Raw genomic sequence first — 17,341 nt, 5'->3', positions numbered from 1 at the left:
TGGAGGTGTTTGAGTTTTGGATATTTATTTAGTAAGACATGGAGCTACACTTTGGAACAAAATGGGAATTTGGCAAGGTCAAAGAGACGTAGAGCTTGATGAAGAAGGAATTAGTCAGGCGAAGGCAACCGCAGAAAGATTTAAAGATATGAAAATAGATGCAATGTATACATCCGCTCTAAAAAGAGCTATTAAAACGGGAGAAATCATCAATCAATACCACAATTTGCAAATAGTAAAAGATCCTGATTTGAACGAATGTAATATAGGAAGTTGGGATGGGAAAAAGTTAGAAGAGATACTTCTTAATTACAAAGAAGAATTAGAATATTGGCATAAAGATATCTGGGCATTGGTGGAAGGTGTTGAGGCTTTAGGTGATGTTCAAAGAAGAGCGGTAAGGGCAATAAAAAGGATAGTTAAGGAGCATAACTTAGAGGATAGAATAGTGGTAGTTGCACATGGTTTAACCATTAGGACCATTATTTCATGGATTCTCAATATTCCACTTAATCAACACACTTCTTTTAGAGTTGACAATACGTCTGTCTCACACGTTATATATGAAGGAGATTATAGATACGTTTTAGCTTCTTTAAACGAAACGTGGCATCTCGAATATTATGGGCTAGAAACCTATCTCACTCCAGAAGAAAAGGAGATCGATTAAGATAACAGAAGAAAGTCTTTTTGAACGAGAATTGAATGTCTATTTTCTACCGAATGAGAATATAAAAAATCATCAGATCTATGTCCTTATCGATCTTTTAAGGGCTACTTCTAGCATATCAGCATTACTACATTGTGGTGCTGAAGAAATTTTTGTAACAGACGACATCAACATGGCAAAAGAATTGAAAAATATGGGATATTTACTCGCTGGAGAACGAGGGGCTATAAAGTTAGAAGGTTTTGATTTTGGCAATTCTCCGTTGGAATTTTTAAATAATTCTGATAAAATAAGGAAAAAATCGATTGTACTAACCACTTCCAACGGATCTAAAGCTATGAAAAAAATAAACGAACTTGGGGATACGATTGCCCTTTCGTTGCTAAATTTCTCTTCTGTCGTAGATTTCATAATACAGAGGGATTTTCAAAATATTGGCATAGTGTGCTCTGGTACCAATGGGGTCGTTTCTTTAGAAGATTCATATTTAGCTGGATTATTTGTTCAAAGAATCATGGAAAAGCAAACTTACCACTTGAACGATGGCGCAAAAGTATCTTTAAATTTAACAAATAGCAAGAGAAGTTTAATTATGAATTCCGATCATGCCAAAAGGCTTAAAAACCTTGGGCTCAAAGATGATCTGGAATTTTGTTTCAACATGGATTTGTTTCAAGTAGTACCTTATTCAAAACAAAACAGTTATACGTTCAAAAATTTAATTACAATTTAGCTCATACATCAAAATAGGAGTGATTTAGATGGAAAACACTACTGCTCGCCAAACAACCCTAAGAAGAGTCGCAAGATCGCCTGTATATATAGCATTGGGTGTTGTTATTTTTTCTTTTTTGGTTCATGGTATTGGCAATCCAATGCTGGGAACAATAATCTTACCGTTGCATTTTGTTGCTTTAATGGCTGGTATCATGGAAGGGGCAACGATTGGATTACTTGTAGGGGCTTTGATGCCTGTTTTAAATTTCTTGCTTTTTGGTATGCCACCATTCCCTGTTTTTATATTTATGACTATAGAAGTTGCAACCTACGGATTTATTTCAGGACTTTTAAATAAGAAAAACATATATTTTAATCTTATAGTATCAATGTTGATAGGTAGAGGTGTATATATGATAGCTTATTACACCATAGGACTAATACTTAACATAAACCTTAGTCCTCTAACTTCAATTTTGATGAGTTATATGTTCGGAATTCCCGGTATAATTCTTCAACTGTTATTTATACCGATGATTGTGAAAAGAATGCCGTTTTCTGTTAGAGCAGATAGAGGAGCGAAAAGGTAAAAGACTCCTATGATTTTCTGGGTTTGGGTCAAAATAATAAAACCTTTTCCTTATGGGTGGGGAGCGGGGCGAAGGGGCGCTTAAAAGGGTCTTAGAATTCTTCAAGGGACTATAAAAAAAATAAAGGCGGAGGGAGTTTAATGTCGTTAACAGTAAAAAGTTGTTATGCCATACGTGGTTTGTATGAAATGTATAAACTTCAAAATAGAAACGAAGATGAGAAAAACACCAAAATCTCAATAGCAAAGATTGCCGAAAGTTCTGGTGTTTCACAAGAATTTTTAGCGAAGATCTTTGCTGAATTAAAAAAAGCCAAGATAGTTTCTTCAGAAAAAGGTAAATTTGGAGGATTTTATTTCACAAAAGCACCTGAGAAAATCAATCTTTCTGAAATTGTAGAAGTCTTAGAAGTGCCGTTGAATTCTTACGACTGTGTTTCCGGGGGTGAATGTGAAAATCAAAAAAATTGTCCTGTCGAATTTGTCTGGAAAAGGGTACAAGATGCAATATTCAACGAGTTATCTAAGATTACTTTAAAAGACGTGATAGAATATGGAGAGAAGAAAGAAGCTTTAGCAGTTAAAACTAAATAAAAACAATTATTAAAACTCCATATTGATAATTTTGTTGTAAGCTCCTAAGTATTCTGAGATTTTCTGAGTAGCGTCCACGGCATTTTGTAGAATTAGTTCTTCTTCTAAATCATTCAAAATTCCGTCTATTAAGACTGTATCAAACACGTCACCCATACCGATTTCATATGAAGCCTTTTGGCCAGATAATGCTACTATTTTTTCACCCCATTTGGCCCCTTTTTCTCCCATCTTCACAACATCACAGGTAAACAGAAAATTTTCACACTCTTTTTCGTTACCAATAAAAAACACATTTTCACACCTTTTATCTATTAACTTTGGCCTGGGACCTATATCAAAAAAGATTTTTTTGTAATTCAGAAAAATATCGCTGTTTATTATTCGTTCATTAGTTTCGGTAGTGATGAAGAGATACTCTGATTTATTCTTTGGTATAAACAAATCTAAATCATTTATTCTTCTATCTATTGCAATTGGTTTTTCATTTAATGTAATAAAAGTAGCAGTGTTTTTATCAATCATCTTTATCCATTCAACATTAACAGAATGAAAGGATAGTTTTTCCAACAAGTACTCTCCAACGAAATCTTTTCCCACATTACCGAACATCCTCACATTATGGCCTAATTGAGAAAGACCGATAGCCACATTTAGTGCCGATCCTCCCGGAAGTTGTAAAATTTCAGAATTGTGAAAACCATCATTTTTAACTATATAAATGTCTAAAAAAATCCCACCGATTACGTCGATAGTAGCCATTTTTCACACCTTATTTGAATAAAATTTGAGGGACTTTTTTTATCGGATGTTTTATAATATAAGCATCCATTTCAAAGATTTCCCCCATGATGGATTCAGTTAACACCTCTGCAGGTGTTCCTGAATATTTAACAGTTCCATCCTTCATAATGATTATTTTATCGGAGAATAATGCAGCATTGTTCACATCATGAAATACTGCTAGGACCGTTTTCTTTTCTTTGGTGACCATTTCCTTAACTAATTTCAAAAGACTTTGGGTATAACCTGGGTCTAAATGCGAAGAGAATTCATCCAAAAGCAATATGGGAGTTCTTTGGGCAATTGCTCGAGCTATCATAACTTTTTGCTTTTCTCCTCCAGACATAGATGAAAATGGCTTGTTCTTATAATTTATTAGTCCAACAGTTTGAAGGGCTTCATCGATAATCCTCTTGTCCTGTTCGGATTCAAAAAAGCTTATTCTCTTTGAGAAAGGTATTCTTGACGTTGAAACGATGCTTTCCAAATCGTAATCGAAAGAGGTGTTGAATTCTTGGGGTACAACTGCTACCTTCTTAGATAGTTCTTTGTTAGAATAATTCTTTAATTCACTATCGTTTAGTATTATTTCTCCTTTGTAATTTCTGATGATCCCTGAAAGAATCTTGATCAGAGTACTTTTACCCGCTCCATTGGGACCAATTATAGAAATAATATCTCCTTTTATTATTTTTAAATCATCGATTTTCAAAAAAAAGCCATTTCCATAAGTGAAACGGACGTTGTTAAATGTTATCATATTTTCTCTTTTCTCCTCATTACAAAAATGAAAATTGGAGCACCTACTATTGAGGTCACTACACCGATAGGAAGTTCTGTTGGAGCAAATAGTGTTCTGGAAACAAAATCGGCAGACATTAAAAACATTCCTCCAATGAAGAGTGAATACAAATTTGAAACAAACGAGTACGGCCCTTTAATCATTCGAACTATATGAGGGATAATAAGTCCTACAAAACCAATTATTCCTACCTGCGACACAGTAAAAGATACTGCAAAAACGTTTATTACAATCAAAAAAAGCTTCAATCTATCGGGGTTTATCCCTGAGAATACAGCCATGTCATCCCCCATAGAAAGGACGTTCAGTTGTTTAGAAAATAATAAAACTAAAATAAATTGAAAGATAAGTGTAAAAATAAATTTAAAATTGTCGCTCCAAATTAAATCTGCTGTACTTCCCATCAACCATGTATTGACGTGAATTAAGTTTCCCCAATACATCACGGTAAAAAGTGTTGTAAAAGAATTAAACAAAAAACTAATTATCACCCCGCTTAGTATTAGAGATAAAACAGGGAGTTTTTTACCCTGTCGAGCCAATATTAAAACAATAAATGTCGCTAAGATACCAAAAAGAAAAGAAAAAGTTTCCAGTCCGAGAAAAAGAGAAAGACCATAAATACTGCTCAACGCGGTGTATAACACAGCACCAAAGCTTGCCCCTGACGAGATTCCTAAAATGTATGGATCTGCGAGGGGATTTTGTACTACCAATTGTAAAACATTCCCGGAAACTGCTAATATGCTTCCAACAAGAAAACTTCCAACCACTCTTGGAAGCCTTATGTTTAAAATCAAATTGTTGTAAATATCGTTGTTGTTTTTAGCTATTAAAGAGGTGAAAATGTCTTTAACGGGAACCTTGACACTCCCAAAGGATGTGAAAAGTAAAATTAATAAAAAGCTCGAGATTATGAGAAATAAAACAAGGGGAAACTCCCCTCGTTTTTTGATCTGTTTCATCTATTTTCACCAAAATACTCGTATAATTGTTCAAGTATATCGATCAATGATGGAGAAGCTTGATGCATTTTGTTACCATCGACCATTACTATTTTTCCTTCTTTAACAGCTTTTACGTTTTTAAACTGTTCGGCATTTAAGATAGTATTTTTAGAGGTTTCGTCGCCTTCATAATACGAGGAAACAATTATTATATCAGGATTTTGAGCAACGACGAATTCAGGTCCAACCAGTAAAAAACCATTGTTCCCAGTATATGGAGCGGCTAAATTTAATCCTCCAGCGTAGGCAATTAACTCATTTATATATGAACCGGTTCCTGCTGTCCAAATTTCAGATACATTATTTTGAACCATTAAATATAAAACTGTTGGTTTATCTTTCCAAGTGAAAGAGTTTTTGGCAATATTTAAAACACTTTGCCTCAGTTCATTTGAAAGAGCCTGGGCTTTTTCTCTTTCCCCCAAAATACTGCCAATTAATACAATTTCCCTGTAAATATCGTTGAAACTCACTGGATTAATCACCAACGATTTAATATTGTACCTTTCCAACCTACTAATCTCATGCTCTTGAAATCCTCCGGTTAAAAATACAACATCAGGACTTAAAGAAACTATTTTCTCCAGGTTTAAAGGTACTAAATTACCAATTTTCTCGGCATCAATGTTAATATCCCAATCTGTAACGCCCACAACTTTGTCCTCTAAACCTAGATATTTGATGTAATCAGATACAGCTGGTGCGGCGGAAATAACCCTGTTGACCTCCTCTTCAAAAGGAACTAATCTTCCAAGGTCGTCCACCAATAAATACTCAGCGCTCAAAACAACCGACAACAAAACTGTAAAAAAAGTAAATAACACCTTCCTCATACCAAATGGCCTCCTTGTATAAATTAGCGCCATTTAAACATTTTTTCTATCTCTTTGGCGCGAAGAGATAGAAAAAACAGCATTATTCAGGTCTCCCGACTTTCGGATCACTCTACTCCTTACGCCTTCCCGGATCTCTCCAGTGGCTTTTTGTAAGTTTCGTCCCCGATTACGGTGGCGCGACCGTAACGGATTTTCACCGTTTTCCCTTAAAATAATGCAGTAAATATTAACTTCATTACTTGCCGTGAGGCTGTTTCCTTATTTGCCGTGAGGCTGTTCTTTTATCAATTATATCATTTAGATATTCTTTTTTCAATTTTTTCTTTGACATTATTAAAATTTATGATAGAATAAATATATATAGCCTGTCCACAAAGGAGGAGCCAAGACATGGAAGTGTTGAAAGTCAGTCATTCATCTGCACCGAACAAAGTTGCTGGAGCTATAGCAGGAGTTCTGTCAAAAACAGACGAGGTTGAGCTACAAGCTATTGGAGCTGGAGCGGTTAATCAAGCAGTGAAGGCTATTGCCATTGCAAAGAGATTTATCGAGGCTAAAGGCAAGGAGATATACGTTATCCCTGGTTTTGTGGAGGTTGAAGTAGGTTCAGAAAAAAGAACTGGTATTAAGTTTAAAGTCGTTGCAAGGGTTTCTGAAAGTATTTCCCCAGAAGAATATTCTCAACAGTAAAAATGAATGAAAATGAGAAAGCAATATTGGAAATCATTGAAGCGTGTTCACAAAACACGCACCTTTTTGATATAATAAAAGACATTACAAAATTGAATAATGATGAAAGGTACAAATTGAGAAGAAAGGCGTCTCAAGTGCTTAATAAGAACAATGGAATAGACAAAGAGGCTATAAAATTTTACTATGTAGTCACTGAACAAGGTGTTGCAGAAGAAATTTTAAGGAGGATCCAATCTAGTGAAACCAAAACCTAAAACAGTAGGTGGACAAGCGGTTATCGAAGGCGTAATGATGAAAGGAATAAATACCGTAGTCGCGGTAAAAAGAAAAGACGGAAGTATTGCAGTTAAAAGATTAAAGGATAACTCATGGGGAATTTGGGAAAAAATACCCATTATAAGAGGTTTTTTTGTATTGCTACATTCAATGATAATTGGTATGAACGCATTATCTTATTCGGCTAAAGTATCTGGAGAAGAAGATGAAGAATTAACTACAAAAGATATGGTTATCGCCATATTGCTTGCGGTTGCAGTTGCAACATTAGGGTTTGGTGTTTTACCTGTATTTTTAACCAGACCTTTCAATATTAAATCTGAATTTTGGTTTGCATTTGTTGAAGGCTTTATAAGAGCGTTTTTGGTTGTCGCCTACATCTGGGGTATTTCTTTCATGAAAGATATAAAAAGGGTTTTTCAGTACCACGGAGCCGAACACAAAAGTGTATATACCTACGAAAACAACGAACCTTTAGAGGTCAAATACGCCCGAAAATACACAACTTTACATCCTCGATGTGGTACTAGTTTCTTGATAATTACAGTTTTTGCTTCGATTATTGTTTTTGCCATAACGGGAGGATTAGGCTTCAATTCAACTTTACAGAAAGTAATATCTAGAATAGTGCTTCTTCCATTAGTTGCAGGCTTAGCTTACGAATTTCAAAGGTTCACCGCAAAAATCATCGACACAAAAATAGGAAAAATTCTTGCCTATCCGGGTTTGTTGCTTCAAAAAATTACTACCAAGGAACCTGAAAAAGAACAATTGGAAATAGGGCTCATATCTTTAGAATATGCCCTCAAAGAAAATTTTGATGGGGAAATACTTTTAGATAAACATGGAAACCTACTTGAAAATCAAGGTACCGAAAGCAAAGTCTTAGCTCCAGGCGTAACTTCTTTCAAAGTCGATTCTTAATGTCTTAAAATAAATTGCTTGGCTTTTAAAAAGTTTTATCGTGTTTGATAATTTTTTATATTATATTTTCTGAATTACGATTGAACTTCTTTTAGATTCTCCCAAGAACGTTTATTGTTCTCCTCACAATACTATTTTTGATTTTAACCCTTTTTGCTTTTGAGGGATTACTTCATTCTTATGTTGTGGTATCCCCACAAAATTCATTAATATATTATGATCTGTATGTTATATTCTTACTCTAGAAGTCAAATGCCTACATTTATAAAGGATAATTTGTGGGTTGAGCTTCGCAATGAAAGGGTAAAACTACTTTCCTTAGAAGGGTAGGCTGCGGGGCGAAGGGGCGCTAGTACAGTTTTAGGATTCCTAAACACAGTATATACTAAAGGTAATAAGGAGGATTCACATGGATGAAAATACTAACAATTTAGTATCAAAGAAACAAAGTAGGGATAATATCCAAGCCATTGAAATTAATATGGCTAAATTAAACGAAATGACCAGAAAAGAATTATACGAATTAGCTCGTAAACTTGAAATATCAAATTATTCCAAGATGACAAAAAGCGAATTAAAGTTTGCTATTTTAAGAAAGCAAACTGAATCAATCGGATACTTCTTCTATGAAGGAATTTTGGAAGTATTGCCGGATGGTTACGGTTTCTTGAGAAGCGTAGACAACTCGTTGTTGCCTGGAACCGATGATATATATGTTTCTCAATCACAGATTAGAAAATTCAACCTTTTCACGGGAGACATAATAGCTGGTCAAATAAGACCTCCAAAAGAAGGTGAAAGATTTTTTGCCTTATTAAGAGTAGAAGCGGTAAATTCTTTACCTCCCGAAAACGCTCGGGATAGAGTCTCTTTCGAAAATTTGACTCCCGAGTATCCCAAAACCAGAATGGTTTTGGAACATAAAAACGCACCATACAGTTCCAGAATTATTGATCTATTCTCTCCTATAGGTTTTGGGCAAAGAGGTTTAATAGTTGCTCCCCCTAAGGCTGGTAAAACCACGCTGTTAAAAGATATTGCTAACTCCATTGCTGAAAATTACCCCGATACTAGAAGGTACATACTTTTAATAGACGAACGACCTGAAGAGGTAACGGATATTCGTGATACAGTAGATGCTAACGTCATAGCAGCACCGTTCGATATGGATCCAGAAAATCAAATAAGAATCGCAGAAATGGCTTTGGAACATTTTAAGAGGTTGGTTGAGTTTGGCCACGATGTAGTTGTCCTTGTTGATAGTTTGACGAGAGTTGCACGTGAATACAACCTTTATGTACCATCCAGTGGGAAATTGCTGAGTGGAGGTCTTGACCCTGCCGCTGTAATTTTCCCAAAGAAATTTTTTGGTGCTGCAAGAAAGATTAGAGAAGGCGGTAGTCTTACTATTTTAGCCACTGCATTAATAGAAACAGGATCGAAGATGGATGAAGTGATATTTGAAGAATTTAAAGGTACAGGAAATATGGAACTGGTGTTAGCTAGAGAAATGTCTAATGAGAGAATATTTCCTGCCATAAACTTAAAATTATCGGGTACCCGAAAAGAAGAATTGTTATATAGTCCGGATGAGATGAAAAATACAATCATTCTAAGAAAGTTCATTAACGATATGTCCCCAAAAGAAGCCTTGGAATTCATCTTGAGTTTATTACGAAAGCATAAAACTAATGATGAAATAATGGAAGCGATAGAAAATCAAAAAGCTTTGTGAACTGTGATATAATTTGTTTATGAAAATATATCATAGATACTACATGCCAAACACCTATAACTATAAAACTTTATATCTGATTCACGGTCTCGGAGAATATTCTGGAAGATACGTGAATTTCATTAAGCAATTAAATGAAAAAGGGATTGCTGTGTATACCTTTGATCTTCCCGGGCACGGTTATACTTCTGGGAAAAAAGGTGATATAGAGAATTTTTACGAAGTTTATTCTTTTTTGGAAAATTATGTTCAAGAAGAATATATTCTATTCGGACACTCTCTTGGTGGGTTGGTCGCCACAAGATTTGTTGAAATAACAGAGAAAAAACCGAAAAAACTTATACTTTCTTCTCCTGCCTTGGGTGATATTAAACAATTGAGTTGGCTTTTAAACCTTTTCTCAATATTTCCTACCCTTTCCTTTTCAAATCGGATAAATCCTTATGATCTATCGACGGATGAAAAAGCTTGTGAATTTTATGAAAAAGATCCCCTGGTACACGATAAAATAACCGTTCGAACTGCTCGACAAATGTTTGACGAAGCTGATATTGCATTGAATGAAATCGAAAAGGTTGATATTCCCACATTGTTGCTTTTTGGAGAGGAAGATAAAATAGTCAACATCGAAGAGTATAAGAAGATAAAGAATTCAAACATTTCCAAAATTTCTTTTTCCAAAGGTAAACATGAGTTATTTGAATGCATTTACAATAAAAATAAATTTTATGATAAGATTTTAGAATTTTTAAAATAGAGATAAATTCTTTAGAAATAAAAATTGGGTGGGGAGCGGGGCAAAGGGGCGCTAACATAATTTTAGAGTATATAAAAAGAGATATCAGGAGGTAAAAATCTTAATGATAGATAACACAAAAAATGATGAAACTAGAGTATTAAAAATACTGCAAGACACCGGGGCCTTTTTAAAGGGGCACTTTTTATTATCTTCCGGATTACATTCAGACACATATATTCAATGTGCAAAAGTTCTTAAATATCCAGAGTATTCGGAACTTCTTGGCAAATTAATTGCTGATAAAGTAGCCTCAAAAATAGACTACGTTGTTTCCCCCGCATTGGGAGGAATTATCATAGGATACGAAGTGGCGAGAGCTTTAAAAGTACCATTTTTATTCGCAGAGAGAAATGAAAAAGGAAACATGAGTTTACGTAGAGATCAGGTCATAAATAATAACAGCAAAATACTAATAGTAGAAGATGTAATAACTACAGGAAAATCCACACTGGAAGTTGCAAAATTGGTTGAAAGTAACGGAGGATACGTGACTTCATTCGCCTGTATCGTCAATAGGTCTGATAAAATTGTTTTAGAAAACAGAGAAATCATATCTCTAGTTAAGATACAAGCTGCTACCTACTCCTCAGAAAACTGTCCTTTATGTATCCAAGGTTTACAATTAGTAAAACCAGGTAGTAGAAAACAATAGAAACAACAAAACTGAAAATTCAAGCTTTTAAGTTTCTTTTAAGAAGTTGGTTTATAATTTAAATAACTAGAATAATCGGAGGTGCTAGTATGAAAAAATCTATCGTTTTGATTTTGACAGTATTTTTGCTTTCCATATCTTCGTTTTCAATTGTGAATGAAGGATACGAAAGCCCCATAGTTAATGTGGTTGAAGAGGCCGCTCCAGCGGTTGTAAATATTGAATCCACTCGTTCAGCTCCAGTTCCTGTCGACCCATACATTCAAGATTTTTTTGAAAGATTTTTTGGTCAACAAATGCCAGAGTATCAAACAAAAGGAGTGGGGTCTGGCTTTATTTTCGATAAAAGAGGTTATATATTGACAAATTACCATGTGATAGATAGTGCAGAGAAGATATCTGTATCCTTGCCGAATGGAAAGGACTATGACGCCGAGTTGGTAGGTGGTGATGAAGATCTCGATTTAGCAATAATAAAAATAAGTGCTGATGAAGATTTACCAACGCTACCTTTAGGTGATTCAGACAAGATTAGGATTGGAGAGGATGCTATAGCTATAGGCAATCCACTGGGTTTACAAAATACTGTTACGGCAGGGGTTATAAGTGCAACCAATAGGAGCATTCCAAAACCCGATGGAAATGGGAATTATGTTGATTTAATACAGACTGATGCAACTATTAATCCAGGTAATAGTGGAGGTCCCTTACTGAATATACATGGGGAAGTCATTGGGATCAACACTGCAATCGCAGTAGATCCTCAGTTAGGAAGCGTGAACATAGGGTTCGCCATTCCTATTAACATAGCGAAAAGATTTGCTGATTCTGTAATGGAAACAGGGACCTTTCAAAGAGCTTATTTAGGTGTATACATCAGCGATATAACTGAAGAATTGAAAAAATCTTTGGGGTTAAAAGTAGACAAAGGAGCCTATGTCCAAGATTTGGTACCAGGAGGAGCTGCTGAGAAAGCAGGTATAAAAGTGAATGACGTAATAGTTGAAGTGAACGGTAAAAAAATTGAAAATACAGACGATTTAACTTCATTGTTGGCTACTTATCCAGCAGGGAATACTGTAGAGGTTGTTGTCGATAGGTTTGGAGAAAGGATTACTTTCAATGTAACTTTGGGGAGCCAAACGCCTGAAGTTGTAGAAGCCTATTTTGGAATCGTAGTTAGGGATATAACTTCAGAAGATCGACAAAAATACAGTATAAGAAGTAGCATTCAAGGAGTCATCGTTGAAGAAATACAAGACGATACATACGCGCTTGGGCTAAGAGCAGGTGATGTTATTACAGAGATAGCGGTTAATGGAGTGTATTACGACATACAGAACGTAGCTGACTGGGAAAAAATAGCTTCCTCAGTTGAAAAGAACAGTTATGTGGCATTGATAGTTTATAGAAATAATGTGAGGTACGTTGTTCAATTCTTCTATAGGTAAACCAGAATAATCAATTAAAAAACGGGGCTTTTTAACACTAACCCCGTTTTTTTAAGCTATTTCACTCGTTATCAATACTTTGTATAAGTTGGCTAAATTCTGTGACGCATGTTTTAATTGTTTCTTCATTGGACCCTTCTGTCATGATTCTTATTTTTGGTTCAGTTCCTGAAGGTCTGACTACAATTCTGAATCCTTCAATACTTTGATATTTTCTTATTAAATTTTCAATTCTGCTGTCCTTCATGATTTTTACTTTATCTTTTACTGTAACGTTTTCCAAGTGTTGTGGATATTTAGGAATTTCTTGAAGAAAATTATCAAGAGACTTAGAAAAATATTTCAGCGTTTCCAAAGTCTCTAAAGCGGTAATTATTCCGTCGCCGGTAGTGGATCTATCAAGAAATATAATGTGTCCTGATTGCTCACCACCGATTGTAGCATTTTCTTGTAGCATTTTTTCCAAAACGTATTTATCTCCTACGTCTGTACGTATAAGATGTATTTCATTTTTCTTTAAATACTCTTCCAAACCTAAATTACTCATAATTGTTGAAACAACAATTTTGTTTTTTAGTCTTTCTTGAGCCTTTAATTTCAGAGCGTTGATAGCCATCAAAACATCACCATCTACGAGATTACCGAAGCGATCAATAAAAAGGCATCTGTCTGCATCCCCGTCGAACAAGATGCCAAAGTCATATTTTTCTTCCTTAACGATTTTAGATAATGTTTGAGGTGATGTAGAACCACAGTTTTCGTTGATATTGAAACCATCTGGGGCATTTTGGTATACCGTATAATTCAAGCCAAGTTCACCAAAGATATCGTTTATTATCGCTCCAGCAGCTCCATTAGCGACATCAACAGCAATTTTTAAATCATTACATTGTAAGTTCTTTTTATATAGAGAAACCACATAATCAACATATTCTTTTTTTGAAGAGTCTTCTATGTATCTTCCAATATCTCTATAATCACTGTATTTAAGTAGACCTTTCAAAATTTTTTCTTCTAACTTTTCTTCTGTTTCATCTGAAATTTTAAATCCTTCACAAAAAACTTTTAATCCGTTGTACATTGGAGGATTATGAGATGCAGAAATGACAACACCTATAGATTTTTCTATTTTCGTTATAAATGCTAATCCTGGTGTAGTCAGAACTCCACATGACTCTACATTCATTCCACCTACCAATGCTCCAGAAGCTAAAGCCATTTCCAATACCTTTCCTGAATTTCGTGTGTCTCTTGCAATATACAATTTTTTATACTCTGAACCAAAAAGGTTAGCAAGTGCGTTTCCGAGTTTCATCGCCAAGTCAACGGTCAGCTTTTCATTAACGACCTCTCTTATGCCGTCTGTACCGAATAAAAACTTCATCTACATCATCCTTTAACGCTACCGGCCGTTAAACCTTGAACTATCCTGTTTTGGAACACTAAAACTAAAATAACTAAAGGCATCGTAACTATTACAGACGCCGCCATTAGTTGTCCCCAAGGAACTTCGTAGAAGGTTTTACCTGTAAACATAGCAATTGCCACAGGAACTGTGTATTTTTCAGGAGTTTGCATAAAAGTTAGAGCAAATAAAAACTCATTCCAAGCTTGAATAAAAGCTAACAAACCAGTCGTGACCAAACCTGGAGCGGAAAGAGGCAAAACAATTCTCCACAAAGTTTCAAATTTTGAACATCCGTCTATATAAGCAGATTCTTCTATCTCTTTGGGAAGCTCTCTGAAGAAATTTTGTAAAATCCACGTTGTTAAAGGCAAGTTCAATGCAATATATGGGATTATCAGCCCAGCATAAGTGTTTATCAATCCTAAATTTCTGAGCAACTGAAAAAGGCCACCCAATATAGAAACTTGAGGGAACATACTTACCGCAAGTATCAGTAACATCAAAGGCCCTTTCCCAGGAATCTTTAAACGAGCTATTGCGTAGGCTGCAAAAGAACCAACGATTATTGAGAAAATAGTCGTAGCTCCAGCAACTATAATAGAATTTAATATATTTAATCCAAAAGGTCTCTCTGTGAAAACCTTTATATAGTTTTCAAAGGTAAAACCTTGAGGCCAGAGTGTAATGTTTTTTGTAAAAAGGTACTGATCGGCAGTAAAAGAACTTTTAATTGCCCAATAGAAAGGGAAAATGTAAAAGATAACCATCAGTATAACCAGAATATATAAAATTGTACGTTGAGTATTTCTTTTTGCTCGCATTCCCCATCTCATATTTTTGCCCTCCTCAATCTAATTTAATGTTCAACGAGCGCATATAGATTATTGTAAATATACCAATTATCAAAAATATTACAACCGATAATGCAGAGCCATAACCAAACAAACCTCTTGGAGAGAAGATATTATCCATTAAAAGTGACCTATTGTAAACTGCGAGAGTTTCCGTTCCCACTGCTCCTTGTGTCATGATGTAAACAATATCGAAAACCCTCAAAGCGTCCAAAGTTCTGAAGATCAACGTTACACCAATCGTAGGCCTTAACACAGGTAAAGTGATAGAAGTGAATTGCTTCCATATAGTGGCGCCATCAATTCTAGCTGCTTCGTATAACTCATTAGGTATGATTTGAAGTCCTGCAAGGAGTAAAAGAGCAACAAAAGGAGTAGTTTTCCATACATCAACGCCTATAATCGCAGCCATAGCCATACCTGGAGTTCCTAGAATGGGGGTACCTTCCTCAAGTATTCCTAGATTATATAGCATTAAACTTATTACACCATATTGATCATTATACATCCATTTCCACATTTGGGAAGAGACGGCTGTAGGTATTGCCCATGGTATTAAAACTGCTGCTCTTACCAAACCTCTCAATTTAAAATCCGCATTCAATATTAAAGCTGTTCCTAATCCCAAAAGGAATTCTATAAGTACAGAAAAAAAAGTGAAATAAATTGTATTCCACAAAGAACTCAAAAATCTGGGATCTTGAAACAAATTGACATAATTTTGAAATCCTACAAACTCTCTTTCAAATCCTGGTCTGAGAGACCATTTGAAGAAACTATCATAAAGAGTTTGTCCTAGAGGATAGAAGGCGGTAATACCGATAGCAATTAAAGTTGGAATAATGAGCCAAAAGGCAAGCCAGATATCGGATCTCTTATACGTACCTTTTACTTTCATTAACGCACCCCCTAATTATAGTCTACTATATTATACAGAAAGGCGGTAGACGGAGGAACTCCGTTTACCGCCCACCTATGAAAATTATATCAAATTCTTCTTTTTCATTCAACTATAGATTTGAGATTTTCTGCTAAGTTGTTTAGAGCATCTTCAGGTTCAGCTTGCTGCGTTAAAACTTCGTGAACAGCAACTTGTATCTCGTAAGAAATTTCAGCATATATTGGAGAAATTGGTCTTGGTTCAGCATTCAAGAAAACATCTAAAAGATCAGCATAGAAAGGATTTGCTTCAATAGTTCTTGGATCGTTGTATGCTTCGATCATAGTTGGTGTTTGACCTGAATAAACCGCTTTGTAAACTTGTTGTTCTTTACTAAGCAAGAATTTGATCAGTTTTTTAGAAGCTTCTACCTCTGCAGCAGAAGAGTTTGCGTTTATACCAAGGTTCCATCCACCCAAAGTAGCAGAATTCCTTCCATCTGGTTCGGGCCCTTTTGGAAGAACCGTTATACCAACTTTTCCAGCAACTGGTGACTCGGGAGCGTTAACTAAGGACCATGCGTATGGCCAGTTTCTCATAAAAACTGCGTCACCATTTTGGAAAATTCTTCTAGCTTCTTCTTCCATGTAGGTAGTTACTCCCCTTGGACTTACGCCATCTTCTATTAATTTATCCATAAAGGTTATTGCTGCAACATTGTTATCGTAATATTCAGGATCATCAACGACAACTTCTCCATCTTTCATTATTTCTCCACCAAAACTATGGACGAATTCCATAACGTCACAGGTTAAACCTTCATACCTGGCTCCTTGCCATACAAAACCTTCGATTCCTTCTTTCTGGGATATATCTTTTGCAATTGTATAAAGTTCATCCCATGTTTCTGGAACATCGTAACCGTACTTTTCCAACAAATCTTTTCGGTAATAAAGAATACCTGCATCAGTAAACCAAGGAACTGCTACCAAACTGCCATCGACGGTATTTGAAGCAACGGTTCCAGGGAAAAATCCATCAAGTCCAAAATAATCATAGTCATCAGTCAAATCTACTAAGAATGGCGAAAATTCTGCTGGCCAGATAACGTCAAGCATTAATACATCTGGATCAGGGGTACCTGAAGCTAAGTAAGTAACGTAAAGATCGTGCCTATCCGTAGAGCTGTTGGGCATTGGAAGAACATTTACCGTTATGTCTGGGTTTTCTTTCATAAACATCTCAACTTGTTCATTGAGAACTTCTAATTCCCTTCCTACTGCACCCGCTGTCATTGTAATGGTAATAGAAAAGGCACTCAACACCATCGTCAATATAGCAAATAAAACAACTACTTTTTTCATACTACTGCCACCTCCTGATATGATATAATAAATTAAATAAACAAATTAATCATTAGTTATTTTATCACATGTAACCTTCATCTCAAAAGGTAATTATATGAAATTAGAAGCTATTAGAACCAATTAAATCCGAATAAAGACGATTAGAGCCAAAAATCTTAGTTTTCCTTGAAAATGATAAATTCTGTTATAACTATTATTAAAAAAACAAAAATAATTTAACATTTCGAACTAATCTAGGGTGCTTAGGGCGGTAAGAAGTTTTGTAAATTCTAAAAAATATTAATTTTAAGAGAATTTAAGTTTGGGG

At 35.2% G+C, this 17,341-nt stretch carries 19 protein-coding genes and 1 riboswitch; of the genes, 11 read left to right on the top strand and 8 right to left on the bottom strand.

Features of this window, described 5'->3' with window-relative positions; translation table 11 throughout:
* Window positions 1-16: 16 nt before the first annotated feature.
* From PMOB_RS00225 to PMOB_RS00210, 4 genes are all read left to right on the top strand, one after another.
* Window positions 17-670: a histidine phosphatase family protein gene (locus tag PMOB_RS00225; RefSeq protein ID WP_012207901.1), complete on the top strand. Its 654-nt coding sequence runs from the start codon at window positions 17-19 to the stop codon at window positions 668-670.
* A 31-nt stretch (window positions 671-701) separates the two neighbouring features.
* Window positions 702-1,403, top strand: a complete 702-nt coding sequence (locus PMOB_RS00220; RefSeq protein ID WP_012207900.1) for a 2-phosphosulfolactate phosphatase — start codon at window positions 702-704, stop codon at window positions 1,401-1,403.
* Between the two features lie 28 nt (window positions 1,404-1,431).
* Window positions 1,432-1,977, top strand: coding sequence for an ECF transporter S component (locus tag PMOB_RS00215; RefSeq protein WP_012207899.1), 546 nt, complete (start codon window positions 1,432-1,434; stop codon window positions 1,975-1,977).
* A 140-nt stretch (window positions 1,978-2,117) separates the two neighbouring features.
* Entirely contained in the window at window positions 2,118-2,570 is a 453-nt protein-coding gene (locus PMOB_RS00210) for an RrF2 family transcriptional regulator (protein WP_012207898.1), read from the top strand.
* A gap of 9 nt (window positions 2,571-2,579) precedes the next feature.
* Here the strand turns inward: PMOB_RS00210 and PMOB_RS00205 are convergent, their stop codons facing one another.
* From PMOB_RS00205 to PMOB_RS00190, 4 genes are read right to left on the bottom strand one after another with little or no spacing between them, the layout of a single operon-like run.
* Window positions 2,580-3,332: a PfkB family carbohydrate kinase gene (locus PMOB_RS00205; RefSeq protein WP_012207897.1), complete on the bottom strand. Its 753-nt coding sequence runs from the start codon at window positions 3,330-3,332 to the stop codon at window positions 2,580-2,582.
* A 10-nt stretch (window positions 3,333-3,342) separates the two neighbouring features.
* Complete coding sequence (locus PMOB_RS00200) at window positions 3,343-4,113, bottom strand: ABC transporter ATP-binding protein (protein ID WP_012207896.1); 771 nt, start codon at window positions 4,111-4,113, stop codon at window positions 3,343-3,345.
* Window positions 4,110-5,120, bottom strand: coding sequence for a FecCD family ABC transporter permease (locus PMOB_RS00195; protein WP_012207895.1), 1,011 nt, complete (start codon window positions 5,118-5,120; stop codon window positions 4,110-4,112). The genes PMOB_RS00200 and PMOB_RS00195 overlap by 4 nt, the downstream gene beginning before the upstream one ends.
* Window positions 5,117-5,995: an ABC transporter substrate-binding protein gene (locus tag PMOB_RS00190; RefSeq protein WP_012207894.1), complete on the bottom strand. Its 879-nt coding sequence runs from the start codon at window positions 5,993-5,995 to the stop codon at window positions 5,117-5,119. Before PMOB_RS00190 ends, PMOB_RS00195 begins: the two co-directional genes overlap by 4 nt.
* A gap of 68 nt (window positions 5,996-6,063) precedes the next feature.
* Window positions 6,064-6,228, bottom strand: a riboswitch (cobalamin riboswitch).
* Between the two features lie 160 nt (window positions 6,229-6,388).
* Here PMOB_RS00190 and PMOB_RS00185 point away from each other — a divergent pair.
* The 7 genes from PMOB_RS00185 to PMOB_RS00155 all read left to right on the top strand — a co-directional run bounded on the left by PMOB_RS00185 (window position 6,389) and on the right by PMOB_RS00155 (window position 12,528).
* Window positions 6,389-6,688 (top strand): stage V sporulation protein S, encoded by a 300-nt coding sequence (locus tag PMOB_RS00185; protein WP_012207893.1) that lies wholly within the window; start codon window positions 6,389-6,391, stop codon window positions 6,686-6,688.
* Window positions 6,689-6,714: 26 nt separating this feature from the next.
* Window positions 6,715-6,945: a hypothetical protein gene (locus tag PMOB_RS00180; RefSeq protein WP_231282472.1), complete on the top strand. Its 231-nt coding sequence runs from the start codon at window positions 6,715-6,717 to the stop codon at window positions 6,943-6,945.
* Window positions 6,929-7,891, top strand: coding sequence for a DUF1385 domain-containing protein (locus PMOB_RS00175; RefSeq protein WP_012207891.1), 963 nt, complete (start codon window positions 6,929-6,931; stop codon window positions 7,889-7,891). The genes PMOB_RS00180 and PMOB_RS00175 overlap by 17 nt, the downstream gene beginning before the upstream one ends.
* 409 nt (window positions 7,892-8,300) lie before the next feature.
* A complete protein-coding gene (gene rho, locus PMOB_RS00170) occupies window positions 8,301-9,626 on the top strand; it encodes a transcription termination factor Rho (protein WP_012207890.1) in 1,326 nt (441 codons plus the stop codon).
* Window positions 9,627-9,645: 19 nt separating this feature from the next.
* Window positions 9,646-10,383: an alpha/beta hydrolase gene (locus PMOB_RS00165; protein ID WP_012207889.1), complete on the top strand. Its 738-nt coding sequence runs from the start codon at window positions 9,646-9,648 to the stop codon at window positions 10,381-10,383.
* Window positions 10,384-10,486: 103 nt separating this feature from the next.
* A complete protein-coding gene (gene pyrE / locus PMOB_RS00160) occupies window positions 10,487-11,077 on the top strand; it encodes an orotate phosphoribosyltransferase (protein ID WP_012207888.1) in 591 nt (196 codons plus the stop codon).
* 89 nt (window positions 11,078-11,166) lie between these two features.
* Window positions 11,167-12,528, top strand: a complete 1,362-nt coding sequence (locus PMOB_RS00155; protein WP_012207887.1) for a Do family serine endopeptidase — start codon at window positions 11,167-11,169, stop codon at window positions 12,526-12,528.
* A gap of 61 nt (window positions 12,529-12,589) precedes the next feature.
* Here PMOB_RS00155 and glmM read toward each other — a convergent pair whose 3' ends face one another.
* The 4 genes from glmM to PMOB_RS00135 form a co-directional block, all read right to left on the bottom strand.
* Window positions 12,590-13,912: a phosphoglucosamine mutase gene (gene glmM, locus PMOB_RS00150; protein WP_012207886.1), complete on the bottom strand. Its 1,323-nt coding sequence runs from the start codon at window positions 13,910-13,912 to the stop codon at window positions 12,590-12,592.
* A gap of 5 nt (window positions 13,913-13,917) precedes the next feature.
* The gene (locus PMOB_RS00145; RefSeq protein WP_012207885.1) at window positions 13,918-14,769 is read right to left on the bottom strand and encodes a carbohydrate ABC transporter permease; all 852 of its coding nucleotides are present in this window, start codon (window positions 14,767-14,769) and stop codon (window positions 13,918-13,920) included.
* A 13-nt stretch (window positions 14,770-14,782) separates the two neighbouring features.
* The gene (locus tag PMOB_RS00140; RefSeq protein WP_012207884.1) at window positions 14,783-15,685 is read right to left on the bottom strand and encodes a carbohydrate ABC transporter permease; all 903 of its coding nucleotides are present in this window, start codon (window positions 15,683-15,685) and stop codon (window positions 14,783-14,785) included.
* Window positions 15,686-15,789: 104 nt separating this feature from the next.
* Window positions 15,790-17,031, bottom strand: a complete 1,242-nt coding sequence (locus tag PMOB_RS00135; protein ID WP_012207883.1) for an ABC transporter substrate-binding protein — start codon at window positions 17,029-17,031, stop codon at window positions 15,790-15,792.
* Between the last annotated feature and the right edge of the window lie 310 nt (window positions 17,032-17,341).

Source organism: Petrotoga mobilis SJ95, from assembly GCF_000018605.1.
GTDB lineage: Bacteria > Thermotogota > Thermotogae > Petrotogales > Petrotogaceae > Petrotoga > Petrotoga mobilis.
Note: the sequence above shows the minus strand (reverse complement) of the source record. Positions and strands in the feature narration are given on the sequence as shown.

Coding starts and splice junctions, on each gene's coding strand:
- PMOB_RS00215 (WP_012207899.1), top strand. CDS start 1,432: ATGGAAAACACTACTGCTCGCCAAACAACCCTAAGAAGAGTCGCAAGA.
- PMOB_RS00210 (WP_012207898.1), top strand. CDS start 2,118: ATGTCGTTAACAGTAAAAAGTTGTTATGCCATACGTGGTTTGTATGAA.
- PMOB_RS00205 (WP_012207897.1), bottom strand. CDS start 3,332: ATGGCTACTATCGACGTAATCGGTGGGATTTTTTTAGACATTTATATA.
- PMOB_RS00200 (WP_012207896.1), bottom strand. CDS start 4,113: ATGATAACATTTAACAACGTCCGTTTCACTTATGGAAATGGCTTTTTT.
- PMOB_RS00195 (WP_012207895.1), bottom strand. CDS start 5,120: ATGAAACAGATCAAAAAACGAGGGGAGTTTCCCCTTGTTTTATTTCTC.
- PMOB_RS00190 (WP_012207894.1), bottom strand. CDS start 5,995: ATGAGGAAGGTGTTATTTACTTTTTTTACAGTTTTGTTGTCGGTTGTT.
- PMOB_RS00185 (WP_012207893.1), top strand. CDS start 6,389: ATGGAAGTGTTGAAAGTCAGTCATTCATCTGCACCGAACAAAGTTGCT.
- rho (WP_012207890.1), top strand. CDS start 8,301: ATGGATGAAAATACTAACAATTTAGTATCAAAGAAACAAAGTAGGGAT.
- PMOB_RS00165 (WP_012207889.1), top strand. CDS start 9,646: ATGAAAATATATCATAGATACTACATGCCAAACACCTATAACTATAAA.
- pyrE (WP_012207888.1), top strand. CDS start 10,487: ATGATAGATAACACAAAAAATGATGAAACTAGAGTATTAAAAATACTG.
- PMOB_RS00155 (WP_012207887.1), top strand. CDS start 11,167: ATGAAAAAATCTATCGTTTTGATTTTGACAGTATTTTTGCTTTCCATA.
- glmM (WP_012207886.1), bottom strand. CDS start 13,912: ATGAAGTTTTTATTCGGTACAGACGGCATAAGAGAGGTCGTTAATGAA.
- PMOB_RS00145 (WP_012207885.1), bottom strand. CDS start 14,769: ATGAGATGGGGAATGCGAGCAAAAAGAAATACTCAACGTACAATTTTA.
- PMOB_RS00140 (WP_012207884.1), bottom strand. CDS start 15,685: ATGAAAGTAAAAGGTACGTATAAGAGATCCGATATCTGGCTTGCCTTT.
- PMOB_RS00135 (WP_012207883.1), bottom strand. CDS start 17,031: ATGAAAAAAGTAGTTGTTTTATTTGCTATATTGACGATGGTGTTGAGT.